We start from the raw sequence: 22814 nt of genomic DNA on the forward strand, positions 1-22814 counted from the left end.
CAGAACATAAGCCGTATTGCGTGAGGTACATCTCACTTTCCCGCAGATATTACATTTATCCAGTTTTTGGCAGATTTGTCACATAGCGCCCTGATGAACAACCCTCTTATGCTGTATCCCGTCATTGGTTTCGCTCAGGAGAGTCGTTATGGCCCTGGTAGTAAAATTTCACTGTGAGTTGCCTAACGGCGTTCACGCCCGCCCGGCAAGCCATGTTGAAACGCTGTGCAATACCTTTAATGCCAGCGTCGAGTGGCATAACCTCAGAACCGATCGCCGGGGCGATGCCAAAAGCGCGCTGGCGCTGATTGGCACTAACACCATTAAAGGCGATGAGTGCCATCTGATCGTCAGCGGCAGCGACGAAGAGCAGGCATTCGCCCGCCTGAGCGACTTTATTCGCAACGAATTCCCCCACTGCGATGAGCCGCTGCCGGAAGTCGCCAGCGCCGAACAGGAGCCAATCCCCGAATCCCTGGCGCGCCTCAACCCCACCCTGTTTCACGGCACGCCAGTCTGCGGTGGTAGCGCAGGGGGAATGCTGGTGGCGATCCGCTCTCTGGATCTGCACGATTTAGGCGAACTGCCCGCCACCCGCAGTGTGGAAGAAGAACAACAGGCGCTGGATAAAGGCTTACGTCAGCTGGTGAAGCATATTGAGCTGCAGTTAATGGCTAACGACGGCACCGCCAGCGCCATTCTGGAAGCCCATCGCTCGCTGGCCGGCGACAATTCGCTGCGCCAGCACCTGCTGGGCGGCGTACTGAAAGGCGAGAGCTGCGCCCGGGCGATAGTGAATAGCGCCGACCATTTTTGCGCCCAGTTCACCGCGTCGGAAAGCGCTTATCTTCAGGAACGTGCGCTGGACGTACGCGATGTCTGCTTCCAGTTACTCCAGCACATCTATGGCCATGAGAGTTTCCCGACGCCGGGCCAGTTACAGCAGCCGTCCATCTGCATGGCGGACGAACTCACTCCCAGTCAGTTCCTGGAACTGGATAAAACGCTGCTCAAAGGTCTGGCGCTGCGCAGCGGCGGCACCACTTCCCATACCGTGATTCTGGCCCGCTCGTTCAATATCCCGACGCTGGTGGGGGTCGATCTCGACGCACTGGCGCCGTGGCTCAACCAGCCGGTGCAAATTGACGGCAATGCCGGGCTTCTGGTGGTCAACATGAGCGAACCGGTCCAGCGCTATTATCGCCAGGAGGAGCGCGTTCAACAGGCGCTGCGCGCGCAGCAACAGGAGTGGATCGACCGGGAAGCGCGGACCGCTGACGGGATCCGCATGGAAGTCGCCGCCAATATCGCGCACTCCATTGAGGCCGTTGCGGCATTCGGCAACGGGGCGGAGGCCATCGGTCTGTTCCGCACCGAAATGCTGTATATGGACCGCGCCTGCGCACCCTCGGAAGATGAGCTGTACAACATTTACTGCCAGGCGCTGGAATCTTCCGCAGGACGCAGCATTATCGTGCGCACCATGGATATCGGCGGCGATAAGCCGGTGGATTATCTCCATATCCCGGCAGAGAATAACCCGTTCCTCGGCTACCGCGCCGTACGTATCTATCAGGAATATCTGGCGCTGTTCCACACCCAGTTGCGATCGATTCTGCGCGCCTCGGCGCACGGTTCGCTGAAGATAATGATCCCGATGATCTCCTCCATGGAGGAGATTCTGTGGGTGAAAGAGCAACTGGCGGAGGTCAAACAGTCGCTGCGCAGCCAGCGCATCCCGTTCGACGAACAGATCCCGCTGGGCATCATGCTGGAAGTGCCGTCAGTGATGTTCATCATCGATCAGTGCTGTGAAGAAATTGATTTCTTTAGTATCGGCAGTAATGACCTGACGCAATATCTTCTCGCCGTAGACCGCGATAATGCCAAAGTGACCCGCCACTACAACAGTCTGAATCCGGCATTTTTACGCGCTCTGGACTATGCGGTCCAGGCGGTGCATCGCCAGGGGAAATGGATCGGGCTATGCGGCGAACTGGGCGCCAAAGGCTCGGTGCTGCCGTTGCTGGTCGGCCTGGGACTGGACGAAATCAGCATGAGCGCGCCGTCGATTCCGGCCACCAAAGCGCGTCTGGCGCAACTGGACAGCCGGGCCTGTCGCCAGTTGCTCAACCAGGCGATGGCCTGCCGCACCTCGCTGGAGGTAGAGCACCTGCTGGCCCAGTTCCGTATGACGTCCCGGGATGCGCCGCTGATTACCGCTGCCTGCATCTCGCTGGATAACGACTGGCGTAGTAAAGAAGAGGTAATGAAAGGGATGACCGACAATCTGCTGCTCGCCGAACGCTGCCGTTATCCGCGTAAGCTGGAAGCAGATCTGTGGGCGCGTGAAGCGGTCTTCTCTACCGGGCTGGGTTTCAGCTTTGCCATTCCGCACAGCAAATCGGAGCATATTGAGCAGTCCACCATTAGCGTGGCGCGACTCCCGGCTCCGGTGCCGTGGGGGGACGAAGAGGCGCAATTCATCATTATGCTGACCCTGAATAAACACGCCGCCGGCGATCAACACATGCGTATTTTCTCGCGTCTGGCGCGGCGCATTATGCACGAAGCGTTTCGTAACGAACTGGTTAATGCCCGCGACAGTGGCGCTATCGCCGCCCTGCTGGAACGTGAACTCGAATTATAAGTTGAGAGGATAATGAGTATGGAATTGTATCTCGATACCGCTAACGTCGCTGAAGTCGAACGTCTGGCGCGCATTTTTCCCCTGAGCGGCGTGACCACTAACCCGAGCATTGTCGCCGCGGGTAAAGAAGTGATCTGGGATGTCCTGCCCCGCCTGCAGAAAGCCGTCGGCCCGCAAGGGAAGCTCTTCGCGCAGGTAATGAGCCGCGATGCGGACGGTATGGTGAAAGAGGCCCAGCGCCTTGAAAACACGATTCCCGGCATCGTGGTAAAAATTCCGGTCACCCCGGAAGGGCTGGCGGCTATCAAGCAGCTCAAAAAAATCGGTATTCCGACGCTGGGCACCGCCGTTTATAGCGCCGCGCAGGGCCTGCTGGCGGCGCTGGCGGGCGCGGAGTATGTCGCGCCGTACGTTAACCGCGTCGACGCCCAGGGCGGCGACGGTATTCGCATGGTGCAGGAACTGCAAAGTCTGCTGGAACTGCATGCGCCGGCCAGCAAAGTGCTGGCCGCCAGTTTCAAAACCCCGCGTCAGGCGCTGGACTGCCTGCTGGCTGGCTGTGAAGCCATCACGCTGCCGCTGGATGTGGCGCAACAATTCCTCGCTGCCCCTGCCGTTGAGGCCGCTGTAGTCAAGTTTGAACAAGACTGGCAAAACGCCTTCGGCAGCACCAACCTGTAACGCAAGGAGATCGTAAATGGATCGTATTATTCAGTCACCGGGTAAATACATTCAGGGCGCAGGAGTACTGGCACGTATTGGTGATTATCTGAAACCGCTGGCCGACCGCTACCTGGTGCTGGGAGATGATTTTGTCCTGGGGCTGGTTCAGGAAAAGGTGAAAGCCAGCTGTAGCGCGGCGGGCCTTAGTCTGGAAGTCGCCAGTTTTAAAGGCGAGTGCTCGCAGAATGAAATCGCCCGCCTGCGCGCGCTGGCGGAAAAAGCCGGCTGTTCCGCCGTGCTGGGTATCGGCGGCGGTAAAACGCTGGATACCGCCAAAGCACTGGCCCACTACATGAATATCCCGGTGGTGGTAGCGCCGACCATTGCGTCAACCGATGCGCCGTGCAGCGCGCTGTCGGTTATCTATACCGACAGCGGTGAGTTTGAAAGTTATCTGCTGTTACCGAGCAACCCGAACCGCGTGATTGTCGATACCGAAATTGTTGCCGGCGCGCCGGCGCGCCTGCTGGCGGCCGGGATCGGCGATGCGCTGGCTACCTGGTTTGAAGCCCGCGCCTGCGCGCGCAGCGGCGCGACGACCATGGCCGGCGGCGAATGCACCCGGGCTGCGCTGGCGCTGGCTGAACTGTGCTACAACACACTGATGGAAGAAGGCGAAAAAGCGATGATCGCCGCTCGCCAGCACGTAGTCACCGAGGCGCTGGAGAAAGTCGTGGAAGCCAACACCTTCCTGAGCGGCGTCGGCTTTGAAAGCGGCGGCCTGGCGGCAGCGCACGCGGTGCACAACGGCCTGACGGCGATTCCTGACGCCCACCACTATTTCCACGGCGAGAAGGTGGCCTTCGGTACGCTGGTACAACTGATACTGGAAAACGCCCCACTGGAAGAGCTGGACGATGTGGCAGCGCTGTGCCACACGGTGGGTCTGCCAATCACCCTGGCGGAGCTCGACATCACCCAGGATGTCGCGGCCAAAATGCGCATTGTGGCGCAGGCGGCCTGTGCCGAGGGAGAGACTATCCATAACATGCCCGGCGGCGTGACCGTGGATAAAGTGTATGCCGCAATCATGGTCGCCGATGAATATGGCCAGCGGCTGCTGGATCAATGGTCGTAAATAACAAAGGCCGGAGATATTCCGCTCAGTAAAACCATGAACCGGCCATCGGGCCGGTTCATTTTCGATTTAGTCCGCCCGCTTATGCCGGGCGCACGCCCAGAGTATGGCAGATGGCGTAGCTCATCTCCGCCCGGTTCAGGGTATAGAAATGGAAGTCTTTCACCCCTTCGCGGCTGAGGATTTTCACCATGTCCATAGCGATATTCGCCCCCACCAGCTTGCGGGTTTCCGCATCGTCATCCAGCCCGTCAAACTGAGCGCTCATCCATTTAGGCACCCGCACATTCGTCATCGTGGCGAACTTCTGCAGTTGCTTGTAATTACTGACCGGCAGAATGCCCGGCACAATTTCCACATCGATCCCCGTCGCCACGCAGCGATCGCGAAAACGCAAATAGCTTTCGACATCAAAGAAGAATTGGGTAATCGCCCGGCTGGCGCCGGCGTCAATTTTACGCTTCAGGTTGATCAAATCCGCCTGGGCGCTTTTGGCTTCCGGGTGTACTTCCGGATAGGCAGCAACGGAAATATCAAAGTCCGCCACTTCTTTAAGCAGCGCCACCAGATCGGAGGCGTACATATCCGGCTTTCCGCTACCCGGCGGCAGGTCGCCGCGCAGGGCGACAATATGGCGAATACCATTATTCCAGTAGTCCCGGGCGATAGCGCGCAGTTCATCGCGGGAGGCATCAATGCAGGTCAAATGCGGCGCCGCTTCCAGACCGGTACGCTCTTTAATGCCTTTAATGATGCTGTGGGTGCGATCCCGCTCGCCGGAGTTCGCGCCATAGGTCACCGACACAAATTTCGGCTTCAGGCTGCTCAAACGATCGATTGAGTTCCACAGGGTTTGCTCCATTTCACTGGTGCGCGGCGGGAAAAATTCAAAGGAGACGTTAATCTGGCCATGTACTTCCGCCAGGCTCTGATTCAGGGCTTCCCGCTGGTTGGCGTGAAAAAAGCTCATACCTTACCTCATCAATCGCTTTATCATTATGTTGGTGTTTGCGAACTTCTATACGTTTAGACGTCCAGATGTAAAAATGACGGAAAAGCGCACGGGCGTCAACTGAAAAAAGCGCCCCGGTAGTGAGGAATTTTCAGCGAAGGTGAATTTTCTTCATGATCATGGTGTAAAAAGAATACAGGCCAGCATTATGCTGGCCTGAAACACATCCGCTCTGATGGGCAATTACAATAACTGCGCCAGGCGGTTGAGATCCGACTGAATCGCCCCGGCGGTCACATCGCGCCCGGCGCCCGGCCCTCGGATCACCAGCGGGTTATCCCGGTACCAGCGGCTCTCAATAGCAAAGACATTATCGCAGGGCAGCAGTGAGGCCAGCGGATGTTCCGGACGCACCGCTTCCACGCCAACCCGCGCTTTACCATGGGCGTCAAAGCGCGCCACATAGCGCAACACCAGCCCCATCTCCTGCGCCGCTTCCAGACGCTGCACCATCTGCTCATTAAGGGCATCGCCGTTTTCAAAGAAATGGTCCACCGATCCCACTTCACAGCCGGCCGGCACCAGCGACTCCACCCGCACCTGATCCGGCTCGATGTCATAACCCGCCTCCCGGGCCAGAATCACCAGCTTACGCATCACATCCTGCCCGGAAAGATCTACCCGCGGATCGGGTTCGGTCAGCCCCTGCTGCCAGGCCTGGTCCACCAAATCGGTAAACGGTACCGAGCCATCAAACTGCAGAAACAGCCACGAGAGGGTGCCGGAAAAAATTCCGCTGACCGCCAGAATGCTGTCACCACTGTCGCGCAGATCGCGGACGGTATAATTCACCGGCAGCCCGGCGCCCACCGTAGCGTTATACAGCCAGCGACGACCGGTTTTAGCGAATGCGTCGCGAATCCGGCGGTATTTATCGCTACTACTGGCCCCGGCCAGCTTATTGGCGCTGATAACATGGAAGCCGTGGCTGGCAAAATCGAGATATTGATCGGCCAGTTGCTGGCTCGCCGTCACGTCCAGCACCACTAAATCATCGTAAGGATGGGCGCGCATCCACTGGAACAGAGTCTCTTCGTCCTGCTCCACCGCTTCATCGCCGAAAAACGCCAGCGCCCGGCTGGCGTCCAGCCCCTCATAGCTAAGCAGGCTGCGACGACTGTCCACAACCCCTGCCAGAACGAACTCAAACCCGGTGCGCGCGGAAATAATTTCCTGTTCGCGGGCAAACAGTTCCAGCCAGCGTGAACCAATATTGCCTTTGCCGAACAGCATCAGACCGATACGTTTTTCGGCCCGGAACAGCGACTGGTGTAACCCCTGGATCAGGCTTTCCGTTGGCCCGACGCGCAGTACCGCCACCAGACTGATCCCCTCCTCCGACTGCCAGACAAACTCCACCGGCTGGTCTTTCAGCTGTTGCCAGAAACGGTGGCTGTGCAGCGGATTGCGGCATACGCCGGCGCCCACCAGCGCCACCAGCGCCAGCCCTTCACGCAGGCGCAACTCCCCCGCCAGCCCGGCATCCTGCAAACGCTGGCGCGCGCTGTCCACAACTTCGGAGGTAAAACAGAGCTGCAGCAGATGGCGATCCTGATGTACCCCGATGGCCAGCGGACGCAGTTGCGAACGTTTCAGCAGGCCGTCGATTTCACGATGCGCCAGTTTAAAATCCTGATCCGTGGGTACCTGATATTCAATCAGGCACACATCGTCATGGCTGGTGACAATCCGCGCTCCGGTGCCGGAAGCCAGCACCCGCTCGATACGGGTGGAGCCCTGCTCCGGGTTATAGCTACAACGCAGTTGCAGATCGATATCGCTGCCGGATACCGGTTGCAGGGTGCGCGCATGCAGTACCGGCGCCGCCAGACGCGCCAGCTCGCTGGCTTCATCAAGCCGCAGCAGCGGTAGCAGACAGGCATCCTGCACTTTGCGCGGGTCGGCGCTGTATACCCCGGCCACATCGCTCCAGATAGTTACCCGGTTAACGCCCGCCAGCGCGCCAATTTGCGTCGCCGAATAATCAGAACCATTACGCCCCAGCAGCACCGTTTCCCCGGCGGCGTTGCGGCAGATGAACCCGGTCACGACGATACGTTTGCCCGGGTGCTGGGCTAACAGTTGCTGCAGTAGCGGATACGAAAGCCCTTCATCAACCTGCGGCTGGGCGGAACGCTCGGCGCATAAAAAGTCCCGGGCATCCAGCCAGGTCGCCGCCATTCCCTGCTGCTCCAGTACCGCCGCCATCAGGCGCGCAGACCAGATTTCGCCATGGCCGACCACTTCCGCATACACCGCGTCGGACATTTTGCCGTCCAGTAGCGCCGCCAGTCGCTCCAGATCGCTGATAAACCGTGATATCAGACGGTCAGCCTGCTCCGCCGGCAACAGGCCGCCGATCAAATCGCACTGGTAGCGGCGCAGCGCCTGCTGCACCTGATGCGCGGAAAGCCGGTCGCTCTGACTGAGTTTCAGCCAGCTAATCAACTGGTTAGTGGTACTGCCCGCCGCAGACACCACCATCAAATCTCCGGGCCGGGAGTAATCGGCCATAATCCCTGCCACACGCAGGTAACACTTCACATCGGCCAGGCTGCTGCCGCCAAATTTATGCAGTTGACGAGACGTCGCCCCTGCCGGCGCTGTAACACTCATGCTTACCCCTCGGCTGCGGCCCGGAACCCCTGGTCCAGGTCGGCAATTAAATCTTCACTATCTTCAATACCTGTCGAGATGCGCAGTAGCGTCTCGGAAATACCCGCGGCGGCGCGCGCCTCTGGCGCCATTCCGGCATGGGTCATGGTCGCCGCGTGGGAAATCAGACTCTCCACTCCACCCAGCGATTCCGCCAGGGTGAACAGTGACAAGCCGCTCAGAAAACGCCGCAGCGTCTGCTCATCGCCATCCAGTTCAAAGCTGAGCATGGCGCCAAAGCCTTTTTGCTGGCGGGCGGCAATCTCATGCCCCTGATTTTCCGGCAGCGAAGGATGATACAGCTTTTTGACCAGCGGTTGCGTTTTAAGGTAATCGACAATCGCCTGCGCGTTGCGCTGTGCCACTTCCATACGCGGAGACAGCGTACGCAGGCCGCGCAGCAGCAGGTAGCTGTCGAACGCGCTGCCGGTAACGCCGATATTGTTCGCCCACCAGGCCAGCTCCGTCACCATCTCCGGATCGCGGGCAACCACCACGCCGGCCACCACGTCGGAGTGGCCGTTGAGATATTTGGTACAGGAGTGCAGCACCATGTCAGCGCCCAACGCCAGCGGGTTTTGTAACGCCGGGCTAAGGAAGGTGTTGTCCACTACGCTAAGGGCGCCGGCCTCCCGGGCCAGATGGCAGATCTTCGCAATATCCACCACCCGCAACAGCGGATTGCTCGGACTTTCCACCAGCACCAGTTTTGGTTTTTCCGCCAGCGCCGCTCTCAGTGCAGCGTCATTGCCCTGATCGACAAACAGCACCCGGTAACAACCGCGTTTCGCCAGACTGTCGAACAGGCGATAGCTGCCGCCATAGCAGTCGTGGGGCGCCACCAGCACATCGCCAGGCTGCAGAAAAACGGTGGTCACCAGATGAATCGCCGACATACCGGTATTGGTCAGTACCGCTCCGGCGCCGCTCTCCAGCTCCGCCAGTGCCCGCTGCACCACGTCCCGGGTCGGGTTGCCGCGCCGGGAGTAATCGTGCGCCCGCGGTTCGTTAAAGCCGGTAAAATTATAGGTACTGGAAAGGTGAATCGGCGGAACAACGCAGCCGTACTGTTCGTCATCATTTAAACCGCTACGTACTGCGATGGTGGCCTGCTTACGCGTCATGGTCGGTGATTTCCTGGCTTGTCGGGTAAAAGTCTGACAACAGAGTAAACATTGAACTTATAGACGTCAATACATCTGGACATCTAAACTTCTTTGCGTATAGATTGAGCGAAACGTGAATAGCCGTTAAAATTATGCGTTTTAGGGCGGTAGCACAGCAACATCGTCGAATGGACGGTATATTCTACGCTGTATACTCCTGATTCATGACTGCTGCTACCGTGAAACATTACCGGGACAGCATTTTTTCAATAATGAGAGGATTAAAGGTATCCCATGGCTGAATGGAGCGGCGAATATATCAGCCCTTATGCTGAGCACGGTAAGAAGAGTGAGCAAGTCAAAAAAATTACGGTGTCCATTCCTCTGAAGGTGTTAAAGATCCTCACTGATGAACGCACCCGCCGCCAGGTCAACAACCTGCGGCACGCCACCAACAGTGAATTACTGTGCGAAGCATTTTTGCATGCGTTCACCGGGCAGCCATTGCCCAATGATGAAGACCTGCGCAAAGAGCGCAGCGATGAGATCCCCGAGGCGGCCAAAATTCTGATGCGTGAGCTGGGTATTGATCCGGATACCTGGGAATACTGAATAGCCGGCGGCGTCCCGCTGCCGGATACTGCGGAACAGGCTATCCGGCAGCCATTGACCAGACGCAAAAAAGGCGCCCTCAGGCGCCTTTTTCGTTCCGTGCAACTTATTTGCTGCCCGGGATGCTGAAACGCTTGTTAAAGCGGTCAACACGACCACCGGTAGCCACATCACGCTGTTTGCCGGTGTAGAACGGATGGCATTTGCTGCACACGTCCAGGTTCAGGTCGTGACCCACGGTAGAATGGGTTTTGATAACATTACCGCAGGAACAGGTTGCAGTAATTTCTACATAATTCGGGTGAATATCTTTTTTCATGGAAAACCTCGGTATAAGGCCGCGTCGCTCTTCCAGCCCTAACGCCAGACACCACGCGATGTTGATAAAGGGGTTTTTCAATGGCGAAATCGCGCATCAAAGGCGGCGAATCATACAGAAATTCATCGCCACATGCAAACTGATCCGCCATTTGATAGTGACACAGTGTACACTGTGTCGTCTTTTTTATCCGCCCGGAGCCTGAATGTCCGTTGCCCACGTCGCCCTGCCCGTCCCGCTGGACCGCACCTTTGACTACCTGATGCCGCAAGGCATGCAGGCCGCCGCAGGCTGTCGGGTACAGGTGCGGTTCGGCAATCGCAACATGGTCGGTATTGTGGTCAGCGTTGACGACCACAGCGAGTTGGCGCGCAGTGAACTGAAATCCCTGCGCGAAGTGCTGGACAGCCACTCGCTGTTCTCTCCCTCCCTGTGGCGTTTATTGCTCTGGGCCGCGGATTATTATCACCATCCCATTGGCGATGTGCTGTTCCACGCACTGCCCATTTTACTACGCCAGGGGAAACCGGCACACGCTGCGCCGCTGTGGTACTGGCACGCCACGGAACAGGGGCAGGCCGTCGACATTAATACCCTGCGTCGCGCGCCCAAACAGCAGCAGGCCCTGGCGGCGCTGCGCCAGAAACCCGTCTGGCGCCACCAGGTCAACGAGCTGGACCTGACCGATGGCGCGCTACAGGCGTTGCGCGCTAAAGGATTGTGCGATCTGCGTAGCGAACTGCCGGAAACCAGCGACTGGCGCGACAGATTTACCCTCAGCGGCGAACGGCTGCGTCTGAATACCGAACAGGCGATGGCGGTCGGCGCCATCCACAGCGAACTGGACAGTTTCTCCGCCTGGCTACTGGAAGGGGTTACCGGATCCGGGAAAACCGAAGTCTACCTCAGCATCCTGGAAAATGTCCTTTCCCGCGGCCGCCAGGCGCTGGTGCTGGTCCCGGAGATCGGCTTAACGCCGCAGACTATTGCCCGCTTCCGCGAACGCTTCAACGCGCCGGTGGAAGTATTGCATTCCGGGCTGAATGACAGCGAGCGGCTGGCCACCTGGCTGAAGGCGCGCAGCGGCGAAGCGGCGATTGTTATCGGCACCCGCTCCGCGCTGTTTACGCCGTTTAAAAACCTTGGCGTTATCGTCATTGACGAAGAGCATGACAGCTCTTACAAGCAGCAGGAAGGCTGGCGCTACCACGCCCGGGACCTGGCGGTCTGGCGCGCCCATAGTGAAAATCTGCCGATCATTCTCGGCTCAGCCACGCCGGCGCTGGAGACCCTGCATAACGTGCGGGTCGGTAAGTATCGCCGTCTGGCGCTAACCCGCCGGGCCGGTAATGCTAAACCCGCCGTTCAGCACGTTCTTGATTTGAAAGGCCAGCCGTTAAAAGCCGGTATGGCGCCAGCACTGATCGCCAGAATGCGCCAGCACCTGCAGGCGGACAATCAGGTGATCCTGTTTCTGAACCGACGCGGCTTTGCGCCGGCCCTGTTGTGCCACGACTGCGGCTGGATAGCCGAATGCCCACGCTGCGATCACTACTACACCTTTCATCAGGCCCAGCGCCACCTGCGCTGCCACCACTGCGACAGCCAGCGTCCGGTCCCCCCTCAGTGCCCACACTGCGGTTCAACGCACCTGGAACCAGTGGGGATGGGTACCGAACAGTTGGAGCAGCATCTCAGCGCCCTGTTTCCCGACACGGCGCTCTCGCGGATCGATCGCGATACCACCAGCCGGAAAGGGGCGCTGGAGCAACAGCTGGCGGAGGTTCATCGCGGCGGCGCGCGTATTTTGATCGGTACCCAGATGCTGGCTAAAGGGCACCATTTCCCGGATGTCACGCTGGTGGCGCTGCTGGATGTGGACGGCGCGCTGTTTTCCGCTGATTTTCGCGCCGCCGAACGTTTTGCCCAGCTGTACACTCAGGTTTCCGGCCGCGCCGGACGCGCGGGAAAAGCCGGAGAAGTCGTGCTCCAGACCCACCATCCGGAACACCCGCTGCTGCAGACGCTGATTTATCAGGGCTATGATGCGTTCGCTGAACAGGCGCTGGCGGAGCGCCAGAGCGTGATGTTGCCGCCCTGGAGCAGTCATGTGCTGATCCGCGCCGAGGATCATAACAATCAGCAGGCGCCGCTGTTCCTCCAGCAGTTGCGTAATTTACTGCTCGCCAGCCCGCGCGCCGACAGTCAGCTTTGGGTTATGGGTCCAGTCCCGGCACTGCAACCGCGCCGCGCTGGACGTTTTCGCTGGCAATTACTGTTACAGCACCCTTCCCGCCGCCATTTGCAGTTGTTGCTCAGGGACAGCCTGAAATTGATCAACACCCTGCCGGAGGCTCGGCGAGTAAAATGGTACCTGGATGTGGATCCCTCTGAAAGTTAACGTCCCCGGTTGCGTAATGCGAGACAGATCGAAAAACTTAGAGTAAGTCACATTTTCAATGAAATTTCTGTAACTGTGTTGCTCTATATCTGATAAGAATATTAAAAGAGCCGCACGTGCCCACGCCCGCAGAAGGTATGCGAGGAGATTGAAGTTGAAGCAAAAAAAGCAAATTGTCGCCGCCACGATGAAAGACGTGGCTATCAGGGCTAACGTGTCAACAGCCACGGTGTCCCGCGCACTGATGAATCCGGACAAAGTCTCCCAGGCTACCCGTAATCGGGTGGAGCAGGCGGCCATTGATGTCGGTTATTTACCCCATCTGATGGGCCGTAACGTCAAACGCAACGAATCGCGCACCATCCTGGTAATTGTCCCGGATATCTGCGATCCCTTTTTTAGTGAAATCATTCGCGGTATCGAAGTCACCGCCGCGAAGCAGGGCTACCTGATCCTGATCGGCGATTGCGCGCACCAGAATCAGCAGGAAAAGACATTCATCGATTTAATCATTACCAAGCAAATCGACGGTATGTTGCTGTTGGGATCGCGCCTGCCGTTTGACGCCGGGAAAGAAGAACAGCGTAATCTGCCGCCTATGGTGATGGCGAATGAGTTTGCCCCGGAGCTGGAGCTACCCACCGTTCATATCGATAACCTCACCGCCGCATTCAACGCCGTACACTACCTGCAGGAACTGGGGCACCAGCGCATCGCTTGTATCGCCGGCCCAGAGGAAATGCCGCTGTGCCACTACCGGTTACAGGGGTATGTCCAGGCGCTGCGTCGCAGCGGTATGCTGGTGGATCCGCACTATATCGCCCGCGGCGATTTTAGCTACGAGGCCGGAGCGGCGGCCATGGAGCAGCTTCTCAACCTGCCGGAGCCGCCCACCGCGGTGTTCTGCCACAGCGATGTGATGGCGCTGGGCGCGCTGTCGCTGGCCAAACGGCGCGGCCTGAAAGTCCCGAGCGATCTCTCGCTGGTGGGCTTTGACGATATCGCGCTATCGCAATTCTGCGACCCGCCGTTGACCACTGTCGCGCAGCCGCGTTTTCAGATTGGCAGCGAAGCCATGCTGCTGCTGCTCGATCAGATTAACGGTCAGGCGGTGAGCAGCGGCTCCCGATTGCTGGACTGTGAACTGGTGATCCGCGGGTCTACGCGCCCTTTACAGGGAAAATAAGCCGCTTTAAGACACCATAATCTGGTCAAAGGCCCGCCCCTTAAGTAACATGGCGGGCTGATACATAAAGACGACAGCGAAACGATAGTGGCACAACGAGATTATGTACGCCGCGGCCAATCGGCAGGGACGCGGCGGAAAAAGACCAATTCCCGCAACAAGAAGCAATCAAATCTGTCAGCTGTTTCGCCGGCAATGATTGGTATTGCCGCCGCCGTGCTGGTGGTCTTTATCGGTGGCCTGTGGTTCATTACGCACCATAAAAAAGAAGATGTCGAAACGCTGCCCGGCCAGAAGGTTACCGGCAACGGGCTGCCGCCCAAACCGGAGGAGCGCTGGCGTTATATTAAAGAGCTGGAAAGCCGCCAGCCCGGCGTGCGCAAGCCGACCGAACCTTCCGCCGGCGGTGAAATCGTGAACCAGAGCCAACTGACCAACGAACAGCGTCAGTTACTGGAACAGATGCAGGCGGATATGCGCCAACAGCCGACACAACTGAGCGAAGTGCCGTGGAATGAGCAGACGCCGGCCCAGCGCCAGCAAACCCTGCAACAGCGCCAGGCGCAGCAGCAGCAGCAGCAGCAGCAGATTAATAGTCAACAGCAACGCCAGACGGCACAGCAACAGCAAGTGTCCCAGCCGCGCGCGCAGTCCCGTCCCCAGGAAACCACGCGCCAGACAACGACAGCGCAAACGACCCAACAGCCCACGCCGCGCGCCGCGGCAAACACTCAGCAGCCATACCAGGATCTGTTGCAGACGCCGCCGCACACGACTGCCGCCGCCCAGCCTAAAGAGAGTAAAGCGGCGCCGGTCACCCGGGAAACAGAGCCGGCAAAGCCAGCGGCAGAGAAAAAAGACGAGCGTCGCTGGATGGTACAGTGCGGTTCGTTTAAAGGCGCCGCCCAGGCGGAAACCGTACGCGCCCAATTGGCATTCGAGGGTTTTGACTCGAAAATTACCACCAATAACGGCTGGAATCGCGTGGTGATCGGCCCCCTGAAAGGGAAAGAAAATGCCGACAGCACCATCAACCGCCTGAAAATGGCCGGTCACAGCAACTGTATTCGTCTCGCCGCCGGGGGTTGAAACCCCCGAAATCTCCCCCATCTATAATTGCATTCTGTCCTGCGGACGCCGCCCGACTCCTGAGTGAGCCCGGTCGGCCCGCAGGATCTCCGTTTTCGATTCTGCAAAAGGGGTCTGCTCGTGACAACAATAGTGAGTGTGCGCCGCAATGGCCAGGTAGTAATTGGTGGCGATGGTCAGGCCACGCTGGGCAATACGGTAATGAAAGGCAACGTGAAGAAAGTACGTCGTTTATATAACGATAAAGTGATCGCCGGTTTCGCGGGCGGCACCGCAGACGCCTTCACGCTTTTCGAACTCTTCGAACGTAAGCTGGAAATGCACCAGGGGCACCTGGTCAAGGCCGCCGTAGAGTTGGCTAAAGACTGGCGAACCGATCGTATGCTGCGTCGTCTGGAAGCGCTGCTGGCAGTAGCGGACGAAAACGCGTCGCTGATCATCACCGGTAACGGGGATGTCGTGCAGCCGGAAAACGATCTGATCGCCATCGGCTCAGGCGGGCCATACGCTCAGGCCGCCGCCCGCGCTCTGCTGGAAAACACCGAGCTGAGCGCCCGTGAAATTGTCGAGAAGTCGCTGGGTATTGCCGGAGATATCTGCATTTACACCAACCACTTCCTGACCATCGAAGAACTCTCCGCTAAAGCGTAAGGATCTCCCATGTCTGAAATGACTCCACGCGAAATCGTCAGTGAACTGAACAAACACATTATCGGCCAGGACGCGGCAAAGCGCTCCGTGGCTATCGCCCTGCGCAACCGCTGGCGCCGTATGCAGCTCGATGAAGAGCTGCGCCATGAAGTGACGCCGAAAAACATTCTGATGATCGGCCCGACCGGGGTGGGTAAAACAGAAATCGCCCGCCGCCTGGCAAAACTGGCCAATGCGCCGTTCATCAAGGTCGAAGCCACCAAATTTACCGAAGTGGGCTATGTGGGTAAGGAAGTGGATTCGATTATCCGCGATCTGACCGATGCCGCAGTCAAAATGGTGCGTATACAGTCCATCGAAAAAAACCGCTTCCGCGCCGAAGAGATGGCGGAAGAGCGGATTCTTGATGTGCTGATCCCACCGGCTAAAAACAACTGGGGCCAGGCGGAACAGCCGCAGGAACCTTCTGCCGCCCGCCAGTCTTTCCGCAAGAAACTGCGCGAAGGCCAGTTGGATGATAAAGAGATTGAAATCAATCTCGCCGCCGCGCCGATGGGCGTGGAAATCATGGCGCCTCCGGGTATGGAAGAGATGACCAGCCAGCTACAGTCAATGTTCCAGAACCTGGGCGGCCAGAAGCAAAAGCCGCGCAAGTTGAAGATCAAAGACGCCATGAAGCTACTGGTGGAAGAAGAAGCCGCAAAACTGGTGAATCCGGAAGAGCTAAAACAGCAGGCGATTGATGCTGTAGAACAGCACGGTATCGTCTTCATCGACGAAATCGACAAAATCTGTAAGCGCGGCAATGTGTCCGGTCCGGATGTGTCACGCGAAGGGGTGCAGCGCGACCTGCTGCCGCTGGTGGAAGGCTGCACGGTATCGACGAAACACGGCATGGTCAAAACCGACCACATTTTGTTTATCGCCTCCGGCGCTTTCCAGGTAGCCAGCCCGTCCGATCTGATCCCGGAACTGCAGGGCCGTCTGCCGATCCGCGTTGAGCTGCAGGCCCTGACCGCGCAGGATTTCGAACGTATTCTGACCGAGCCGAACGCCTCCGTGACCGTGCAATACAAAGCGCTAATGGCGACCGAAGGGGTGAATATCGAATTTACCGGGGATGGCATTAAGCGTATCGCCCAGGCCGCCTGGCAGGTTAATGAGAGTACCGAAAACATTGGCGCCCGCCGCCTGCATACGGTACTGGAGCGTCTGATGGAAGATATTTCCTACGATGCCAGCGATCTTAACGACCAGACGATCACCATTGACGCAAATTATGTAGGTAAACATCTGGATGAGCTGGTTGCAGATGAAGATCTGAGCCGTTTTATCCTATAATCGCGATCAATGCATTTTCATCACTACCGATGGGGGCTGCAATGCCCCCATTTTTATTGTTGGCGATAATAATGACTGATTCGCAATCGATTAGTGCGACCCAGGCCTGGCTGGAGAGCCTGCGCCCCCGCACATTACCCCTGGCATTTGCCTCCACGGTGGTTGGTTCCGCTCTGGCGTGGTGGCAGGACCTTTTCAACCCGGCTATCGCTCTGATGGCGCTGTTGACTGCCGGATTACTACAGATCCTCTCAAATCTGGCCAATGACTATGGCGATGCGGTAAAAGGCAGCGATAAACCGGATCGCCTTGGCCCGCTGCGCGGTATGCAGAAGGGGGCTATCACCCAGACGCAAATGAAGCGGGCGCTGATTATCACTGTCGCGCTGATTTGCCTGTCAGGGCTGATTCTGGTGGCCCTCGCCTGCCACACCCTGGCGGATTTTCTCGGCTTCCTGCTGCTGGGGCTGCTGGCAATCATCGCCGCCATCACCTATACCGTCGGCACCCGTCCCTATGGCTACATGGGGCTGGGGGATATCTCGGTGCTGGTGTTTTTCGGCTGGCTGAGCGTGATCGGCACCTGGTATTTACAGGCCCATGCGCTGAATATCGCCATTTTCCTGCCGGCGACAGCCTGCGGACTACTGGCGGCGGCGGTGCTCAACATTAACAATCTGCGCGATATCGACAGCGATCGGGACAACGGCAAAAATACCCTGGCAGTGCGTCTGGGGCCGCGCGCCGCGCGCCGCTACCATGCCGGTTTACTGGCCGGATCGCTACTGTGTCTTGCCGCATTCAACCTGATCTGGCTGCAAAATCTGTGGGGCTGGCTATTTATTCTGGCGGCGCCGGTACTGGCCAGACAGGCTGGTTATGTCCTGCGCGAAAAGGAGCCTGTCGCGATGCGCCCGATGCTGGAGCGCACGGTGAAAGGCGCGCTGTTAGTTAACCTGCTGTTTGCGCTGGGAGTCGTCCTCAGCAAGCTGCCGTTTTAACTGACTAATATCAATTCGCCATTGATGATTTTGCCAACAATTCGCTTTCCGCGATATACTGACAACTCGTGCGGTAATGGAACGTAAATCCTATGAAATATGATACCTCCGAGCTTTGCGACATCTACCAGGAAGATGTCAACGTCGTGGAACCGCTGTTCTCCAACTTTGGCGGGCGGTCCTCATTTGGCGGGCAAATCATCACCGTGAAATGTTTCGAGGATAACGGCCTGCTGTATGAGCTGCTGGAAGAGAACGGCCGCGGGCGCATTTTGCTGGTAGACGGCGGTGGTTCCGTGCGCCGGGCGCTGGTGGATGCCGATCTGGCGCGCCTGGCGGTGCAGAATGAATGGGAAGGCATTGTGGTGTACGGCGCGGTACGCCAGGTGGATGATCTGGAGGAACTGGATATCGGTATCCAGGCGATTGCCGCGATCCCGGTCGGCGCCGCCGGCGAAGGTATTGGCGAAAGCGATATCCGGGTCAATTTTGGCGGCGTGACATTTTTCTCCGGCGATCACCTCTATGCCGATAATACCGGCATTATCCTCTCCGAAGATCCGCTCGATATTGAGTAATGCACTTCAGCGTAAGTTTCTGGCAGGCGGGATTTCCCCGCCTGTAGCATTTCTGCCCCTGGCGATGCCGAATGACCGGTATGCCTGCTTCCGAATACGAAAAAGGGCACCAGCGGCGCCCTCAGGGTACTGACAAAACCCGAAAAGTAACGCGCTCAGGCTTTGTGATGAAATGCGTAAATTACACTTCTTCCATTTTGCCCAGCAGCGCCTGCAAACGCTCCTGCCAGACATGATGCTGTTCTTTTAACTGCTGGTTTTCCCGCTCCAGCGCTTCGTGGTTGCCCTGGGACGCCTGAACTTCCTGCGCCAGGCTATTATTCTTCTCTTTCAGCTCTTCAATTTCCATCTGTAACAGAGTGATGGTATCAATCGCCTGCTGAACTTTTGCTTCCAGTTTTTCAAACACTTCAAATGACATGGTCATACCTCTCCTGAATTGCAAGGCGTTGATGGATAGCTATCCTCGTCCCGATGACCGGCGACGCCTTATGAATACGCGCGCACTACGCAGTACCTCGATTGTAAGAAGCGCGGCAGTCGGTGTCCAGCGCCAGACCTTGCTCTTTGCGGTTCTGGACACTTTTCGGCTTATGCTGAACCCGGCGCGTCGGGATACGACCGTGACGTTAAACCATTTGTTACATCAATGTGCGCTACCGCACAGTAACGTTTCTTTTCTGCGCCTCTTATTGCTCAAAAACGCTCACTTTTTTGACGCAACACACACATTTCAATTTCGATATTTCTCGTTTTTGCTCGTTAACGATAAATTAACACTATGCCTACATGGCATAAGGTGGCCGGGATGCCAAAACAATAATCGTTCATTTTGACTTCAGGACCCGACTATGAGTCAAACATCTAGCTTGAAAGGCCAGTGCATTGCCGAATTTATGGGCACCGGATTACTGATTTTTTTTGGCGTTGGCTGTGTAGCGGCATTGAAAGTTGCCGGCGCCAGCTTCGGCCAGTGGGAAATCAGTATCATCTGGGGGTTAGGAGTGGCGATGGCCATCTACCTGACCGCCGGCGTCTCCGGGGCGCATCTCAATCCGGCAGTGACTCTGGCATTATGGCTGTTTGCCAACTTTGAAGGGCGCAAAGTTGCCCCTTTTATCGTTTCTCAGTTCACAGGTGCGTTCTGCGCCGCAGCTTTAGTTTACGGGCTTTACTACAATCTTTTCCTGGACTACGAGCAGACTCATCACATGGTGCGCGGCAGTGTTGAAAGCATCGACCTTGCCGGGATCTTCTCGACCTACCCGAATGCTCATATCAATTTTGCGCAGGCATTCGCGGTCGAAGTGGTCATCACGGCGGTATTGATGGGTGTCATCATGGCGTTGACGGATGATGGTAACGGCATACCTCGCGGTCCACTGGCACCGTTGTTGATTGGATTACTGATCGCAGTGATCGGCGCCTCAATGGGACCACTGACCGGTTTCGCCATGAACCCGGCCCGTGACCTGGGGCCGAAGACATTTGCCTGGCTGGCGGGCTGGGGCGAAGTGGCATTTACCGGCGGGAAGCAGATTCCCTATTTTCTGGTACCGTTGTTCGCTCCCATCGTTGGCGCAGCGTTAGGGGCATTTGGTTACCGTAAGTTTATCGGCCGCCATCTGCCGGGAGTCGCTGCCAGCGTTCCGGACAACAACAGCGCCACGGCGCAACATAAAGCATCGCTGTAATCAACTTTCAGGACAAAATCATGACTACAGAAAAACAATACATTGTTGCACTCGATCAGGGCACGACCAGTTCCCGCGCCGTTGTCATGGATCACGACGCCAATATCGTCAGCGTTTCCCAGCGCGAATTCGAGCAAATTTATCCTAAGCCAGGCTGGGTAGAGCACGACCCCATGGAAATCTGGGCATCCCAGAGCTCCACCCTGGTCGAAGTGCTGGCCAAAGCGGACATTCGCTCCGACCAGATTGCTGCTATCGGCATCACCAACCAGCGCGAAACGACCATCGTCTGGGAGCGGGAGACCGGCAAACCCATCTATAACGCGATTGTCTGGCAGTGCCGCCGTACCGCGGAGATTTGCGAGCAGCTCAAACGCGACGGCATGGAGGAGTACGTCCGCCACGCGACCGGCCTGGTGATCGACCCCTATTTCTCCGGTACTAAAGTCAAATGGATCCTCGACCATGTCGAAGGCGCTCGTGAACGAGCAAAGCGCGGCGAGCTGCTGTTCGGTACCGTGGATACCTGGCTTATCTGGCGAATGACCCAGGGCCGGGTACACGTCACCGACTATACTAACGCCTCCCGCACCATGCTGTTCAATATCCACGAGCTCGACTGGGACGACAAAATGCTCGACGCGCTGGATGTCCCGCGCGCCATGCTGCCGGAGGTCCGGAAATCCTCCGAGGTGTACGGCCAGACCAATATCGGCGGCAAAGGCGGTACGCGTATTCCTATCGCCGGCATCGCCGGAGACCAGCAGGCGGCGCTGTTTGGCCAGCTGTGTGTCAAAGAAGGGATGGCCAAGAACACTTACGGCACCGGCTGCTTTATGCTGATGAACACCGGCGAAAAAGCGGTGGCGTCCAGCCACGGTCTGCTGACCACCATTGCCTGCGGCCCACGCGGCGAGGTGAACTACGCGCTGGAAGGAGCGGTATTTATGGCAGGCGCTTCCATTCAGTGGCTGCGCGATGAGATGAAGCTCATCAACGATGCCTTCGATTCTGAATACTTCGCTACCAAAGTGAAAGACACCAACGGTGTGTATGTCGTACCGGCCTTCACCGGCCTCGGCGCTCCCTACTGGGATCCCTATGCCCGCGGGGCGATTTTCGGTCTTACCCGTGGGGTAAACGCCAACCACATTATTCGCGCTACCCTCGAGTCTATTGCCTACCAGACCCGTGATGTGCTGGAAGCCATGCAGGCCGACTCCGGTATTCGTCTGCACGCGCTGCGGGTCGACGGCGGCGCAGTGGCCAACAACTTCCTGATGCAGTTCCAGTCGGATATTCTCGGTACCCGGGTGGAGCGGCCCGAAGTCCGGGAAGTTACCGCACTGGGCGCCGCCTATCTCGCCGGACTGGCGGTAGGTTTCTGGCAGAACCTCGATGAACTCAGCGAAAAGGCAACCATCGAACGCGAATTCCGCCCGGGAATCGAAACCACGGAGCGCAACTACCGCTACAGCGGCTGGAAAAAAGCCGTACAGCGCGCGCTGGCCTGGGAAGAGCACGATACGGAATAAACAGCCCGCGCCAGCCAGGGCCGGAAACGGCGTGTTCCGGCCTTCTCCCCCATTCAGCAGCCCCGTACGCGGGGCTTTTATCTCCACAATACCAGCAAGGACATCTCCCCGCTGCGCCCCTGTGCTACACTCGCTGGCAATTTCTTTCCTGAACGAGTGTGTTATGAGACGAGAACTTGCCATCGAATTTTCCCGCGTGACCGAAGCTGCCGCCCTCGCCGGCTACAAATGGCTGGGCCGCGGCGACAAAAATGCCGCCGACGGCGCCGCCGTTAACGCCATGCGCATTATGCTCAACCAGGTCAACATTGACGGGCAGATTGTCATCGGCGAAGGGGAGATCGATGAAGCGCCGATGCTGTATATCGGCGAAAAAGTCGGAACCGGTCACGGCGACGCGGTGGATATCGCCGTCGACCCGATTGAGGGTACCCGCATGACGGCGATGGGTCAGGCGAACGCGCTGGCCGTGCTGGCGGTGGGTGACAAAGGCTGCTTTCTCAATGCGCCCGACATGTATATGGAAAAACTGATCGTCGGCCCCGGCGCAAAGGGCGTTATCGATCTGAATCTGCCGCTGGAAGAAAACCTGCGGCGCATCGCGGCGGCGCTGTCCAAACCGCTATCGGAACTGACCGTCACGATCCTCGCTAAACCGCGCCATGACGCGGCGATTGCGCAAATGCAGAAGTTGGGAGTGCGGGTATTCGCGATTCCTGACGGCGATGTCGCGGCGTCGATCCTCACCTGTATGCCGGACAGCGAAGTGGATGTCCTGTACGGTATCGGCGGCGCCCCGGAAGGGGTAGTGTCCGCCGCGGTGATCCGCGCCCTGGACGGCGACATGCAGGGACGTCTGCTGGCCCGCCATCAGGTAAAAGGCGACAGCGAAGAGAACCGCCGTCTCGGCGAACAGGAGCTGGCGCGCTGTACGGAGATGGGCATTCAGGCCGGCCAGGTCCTGGCGCTGTCCGAAATGGCGCGCAGCGATAATGTGATTTTTTCCGCCACCGGCATCACCAAAGGCGATCTGCTGGAAGGCATCAGCCGCCAGGGCAACATGGCGACCACGGAAACGCTGTTGATTCGCGGTAAATCCCGGACTATCCGGCGCATAAAATCCATTCACTACCTGGACCGCAAAGACGCCAACGTCCAGACTCATATCCTGTAACCCGCTGAT

Annotated in this window: 19 protein-coding genes; 14 read left to right on the forward strand and 5 right to left on the reverse strand. The window is 57.9% G+C overall.

Annotation, left to right across the window (positions count from 1 at the left end; translation table 11 throughout):
• Positions 1-148 precede the first annotated feature (148 nt).
• The 3 genes from ptsP to gldA are packed head-to-tail and all read left to right on the forward strand — an operon-like array spanning position 149 to position 4451.
• Positions 149-2650, forward strand: coding sequence for a phosphoenolpyruvate--protein phosphotransferase (gene ptsP, locus AQ981_RS20695; protein WP_058913657.1), 2502 nt, complete (start codon positions 149-151; stop codon positions 2648-2650).
• Positions 2651-2668: 18 nt separating this feature from the next.
• The gene (gene fsa, locus AQ981_RS20700) at positions 2669-3331 is read left to right on the forward strand and encodes a fructose-6-phosphate aldolase (protein WP_058913658.1); all 663 of its coding nucleotides are present in this window, start codon (positions 2669-2671) and stop codon (positions 3329-3331) included.
• Positions 3332-3347: 16 nt separating this feature from the next.
• Entirely contained in the window at positions 3348-4451 is a 1104-nt protein-coding gene (gene gldA / locus AQ981_RS20705; protein ID WP_058913659.1) for a bifunctional L-1,2-propanediol dehydrogenase/glycerol dehydrogenase, read from the forward strand.
• A gap of 82 nt (positions 4452-4533) precedes the next feature.
• Here the strand turns inward: gldA and metF are convergent, their stop codons facing one another.
• The 3 genes from metF to metB all read right to left on the reverse strand — a co-directional run bounded on the left by metF (position 4534) and on the right by metB (position 9242).
• Positions 4534-5421 carry a methylenetetrahydrofolate reductase gene (gene metF / locus AQ981_RS20710; RefSeq protein WP_058913660.1) on the reverse strand — a complete coding sequence of 296 codons (888 nt, stop codon included), beginning with the start codon at positions 5419-5421 and terminating at the stop codon, positions 4534-4536.
• A 225-nt stretch (positions 5422-5646) separates the two neighbouring features.
• Positions 5647-8079, reverse strand: coding sequence for a bifunctional aspartate kinase/homoserine dehydrogenase II (locus tag AQ981_RS20715; protein WP_058913661.1), 2433 nt, complete (start codon positions 8077-8079; stop codon positions 5647-5649).
• A gap of 2 nt (positions 8080-8081) precedes the next feature.
• On the reverse strand, positions 8082-9242 hold the full coding sequence (metB, locus tag AQ981_RS20720; RefSeq protein WP_058913662.1) for a cystathionine gamma-synthase: 1161 nt from the start codon (positions 9240-9242) through the stop codon (positions 8082-8084).
• A 276-nt stretch (positions 9243-9518) separates the two neighbouring features.
• On the opposite strand from metB, the gene metJ reads away from it, so the two are divergent.
• Complete coding sequence (gene metJ / locus AQ981_RS20725) at positions 9519-9836, forward strand: met regulon transcriptional regulator MetJ (RefSeq protein WP_058913663.1); 318 nt, start codon at positions 9519-9521, stop codon at positions 9834-9836.
• Positions 9837-9942: 106 nt separating this feature from the next.
• Here the strand turns inward: metJ and rpmE are convergent, their stop codons facing one another.
• Entirely contained in the window at positions 9943-10155 is a 213-nt protein-coding gene (gene rpmE / locus AQ981_RS20730; protein ID WP_058913664.1) for a 50S ribosomal protein L31, read from the reverse strand.
• A gap of 205 nt (positions 10156-10360) precedes the next feature.
• Here rpmE and priA point away from each other — a divergent pair, with 205 nt between their 5' ends.
• The 7 genes from priA (at position 10361) to rraA (ending at position 18402) form a co-directional block, all read left to right on the forward strand.
• Entirely contained in the window at positions 10361-12556 is a 2196-nt protein-coding gene (priA, locus tag AQ981_RS20735) for a primosomal protein N' (RefSeq protein WP_058913665.1), read from the forward strand.
• Between the two features lie 154 nt (positions 12557-12710).
• The gene (cytR, locus tag AQ981_RS20740) at positions 12711-13742 is read left to right on the forward strand and encodes a DNA-binding transcriptional regulator CytR (protein ID WP_058913666.1); all 1032 of its coding nucleotides are present in this window, start codon (positions 12711-12713) and stop codon (positions 13740-13742) included.
• 87 nt (positions 13743-13829) lie between these two features.
• A complete protein-coding gene (gene ftsN, locus AQ981_RS20745) occupies positions 13830-14831 on the forward strand; it encodes a cell division protein FtsN (RefSeq protein ID WP_071608973.1) in 1002 nt (333 codons plus the stop codon).
• A 120-nt stretch (positions 14832-14951) separates the two neighbouring features.
• Positions 14952-15482 carry an ATP-dependent protease subunit HslV gene (gene hslV / locus AQ981_RS20750; protein ID WP_058913667.1) on the forward strand — a complete coding sequence of 177 codons (531 nt, stop codon included), beginning with the start codon at positions 14952-14954 and terminating at the stop codon, positions 15480-15482.
• Between the two features lie 9 nt (positions 15483-15491).
• Entirely contained in the window at positions 15492-16823 is a 1332-nt protein-coding gene (gene hslU, locus AQ981_RS20755; RefSeq protein ID WP_058913668.1) for an HslU--HslV peptidase ATPase subunit, read from the forward strand.
• A gap of 71 nt (positions 16824-16894) precedes the next feature.
• Positions 16895-17824: a 1,4-dihydroxy-2-naphthoate polyprenyltransferase gene (gene menA / locus AQ981_RS20760; protein WP_071608974.1), complete on the forward strand. Its 930-nt coding sequence runs from the start codon at positions 16895-16897 to the stop codon at positions 17822-17824.
• 92 nt (positions 17825-17916) lie between these two features.
• Positions 17917-18402, forward strand: a complete 486-nt coding sequence (rraA, locus tag AQ981_RS20765; RefSeq protein WP_058913669.1) for a ribonuclease E activity regulator RraA — start codon at positions 17917-17919, stop codon at positions 18400-18402.
• Between the two features lie 181 nt (positions 18403-18583).
• Here rraA and zapB read toward each other — a convergent pair whose 3' ends face one another.
• Positions 18584-18829 (reverse strand): septal ring assembly protein ZapB, encoded by a 246-nt coding sequence (gene zapB, locus AQ981_RS20770; protein ID WP_161969182.1) that lies wholly within the window; start codon positions 18827-18829, stop codon positions 18584-18586.
• 424 nt (positions 18830-19253) lie between these two features.
• Between zapB and AQ981_RS20775 the strand changes: the two genes are divergently transcribed.
• The 3 genes from AQ981_RS20775 (at position 19254) to glpX (ending at position 22805) form a co-directional block, all read left to right on the forward strand.
• The gene (locus tag AQ981_RS20775) at positions 19254-20096 is read left to right on the forward strand and encodes an MIP/aquaporin family protein (RefSeq protein ID WP_058913670.1); all 843 of its coding nucleotides are present in this window, start codon (positions 19254-19256) and stop codon (positions 20094-20096) included.
• 20 nt (positions 20097-20116) lie between these two features.
• Complete coding sequence (gene glpK, locus AQ981_RS20780; RefSeq protein WP_058913671.1) at positions 20117-21631, forward strand: glycerol kinase GlpK; 1515 nt, start codon at positions 20117-20119, stop codon at positions 21629-21631.
• Positions 21632-21794: 163 nt separating this feature from the next.
• On the forward strand, positions 21795-22805 hold the full coding sequence (gene glpX, locus AQ981_RS20785; protein ID WP_058913672.1) for a class II fructose-bisphosphatase: 1011 nt from the start codon (positions 21795-21797) through the stop codon (positions 22803-22805).
• The last annotated feature ends 9 nt before the right edge of the window (positions 22806-22814 follow it).

It is taken from the genome of Entomohabitans teleogrylli, from assembly GCF_001484765.1.
GTDB lineage: Bacteria > Pseudomonadota > Gammaproteobacteria > Enterobacterales > Enterobacteriaceae > Entomohabitans > Entomohabitans teleogrylli.

Excerpts from the sequence above, each read along its gene's own strand:
- ptsP (WP_058913657.1), top strand. The coding sequence starts at position 149 with ATGGCCCTGGTAGTAAAATTTCACTGTGAGTTGCCTAACGGCGTTCAC.
- metB (WP_058913662.1), bottom strand. The coding sequence starts at position 9,242 with ATGACGCGTAAGCAGGCCACCATCGCAGTACGTAGCGGTTTAAATGAT.
- AQ981_RS20715 (WP_058913661.1), bottom strand. The coding sequence starts at position 8,079 with ATGAGTGTTACAGCGCCGGCAGGGGCGACGTCTCGTCAACTGCATAAA.
- rpmE (WP_058913664.1), bottom strand. The coding sequence starts at position 10,155 with ATGAAAAAAGATATTCACCCGAATTATGTAGAAATTACTGCAACCTGT.
- priA (WP_058913665.1), top strand. The coding sequence starts at position 10,361 with ATGTCCGTTGCCCACGTCGCCCTGCCCGTCCCGCTGGACCGCACCTTT.
- menA (WP_071608974.1), top strand. The coding sequence starts at position 16,895 with ATGACTGATTCGCAATCGATTAGTGCGACCCAGGCCTGGCTGGAGAGC.
- AQ981_RS20775 (WP_058913670.1), top strand. The coding sequence starts at position 19,254 with ATGAGTCAAACATCTAGCTTGAAAGGCCAGTGCATTGCCGAATTTATG.
- gldA (WP_058913659.1), top strand. The coding sequence starts at position 3,348 with ATGGATCGTATTATTCAGTCACCGGGTAAATACATTCAGGGCGCAGGA.
- rraA (WP_058913669.1), top strand. The coding sequence starts at position 17,917 with ATGAAATATGATACCTCCGAGCTTTGCGACATCTACCAGGAAGATGTC.
- glpX (WP_058913672.1), top strand. The coding sequence starts at position 21,795 with ATGAGACGAGAACTTGCCATCGAATTTTCCCGCGTGACCGAAGCTGCC.
- glpK (WP_058913671.1), top strand. The coding sequence starts at position 20,117 with ATGACTACAGAAAAACAATACATTGTTGCACTCGATCAGGGCACGACC.
- zapB (WP_161969182.1), bottom strand. The coding sequence starts at position 18,829 with ATGACCATGTCATTTGAAGTGTTTGAAAAACTGGAAGCAAAAGTTCAG.
- metJ (WP_058913663.1), top strand. The coding sequence starts at position 9,519 with ATGGCTGAATGGAGCGGCGAATATATCAGCCCTTATGCTGAGCACGGT.
- fsa (WP_058913658.1), top strand. The coding sequence starts at position 2,669 with ATGGAATTGTATCTCGATACCGCTAACGTCGCTGAAGTCGAACGTCTG.
- hslU (WP_058913668.1), top strand. The coding sequence starts at position 15,492 with ATGTCTGAAATGACTCCACGCGAAATCGTCAGTGAACTGAACAAACAC.
- metF (WP_058913660.1), bottom strand. The coding sequence starts at position 5,421 with ATGAGCTTTTTTCACGCCAACCAGCGGGAAGCCCTGAATCAGAGCCTG.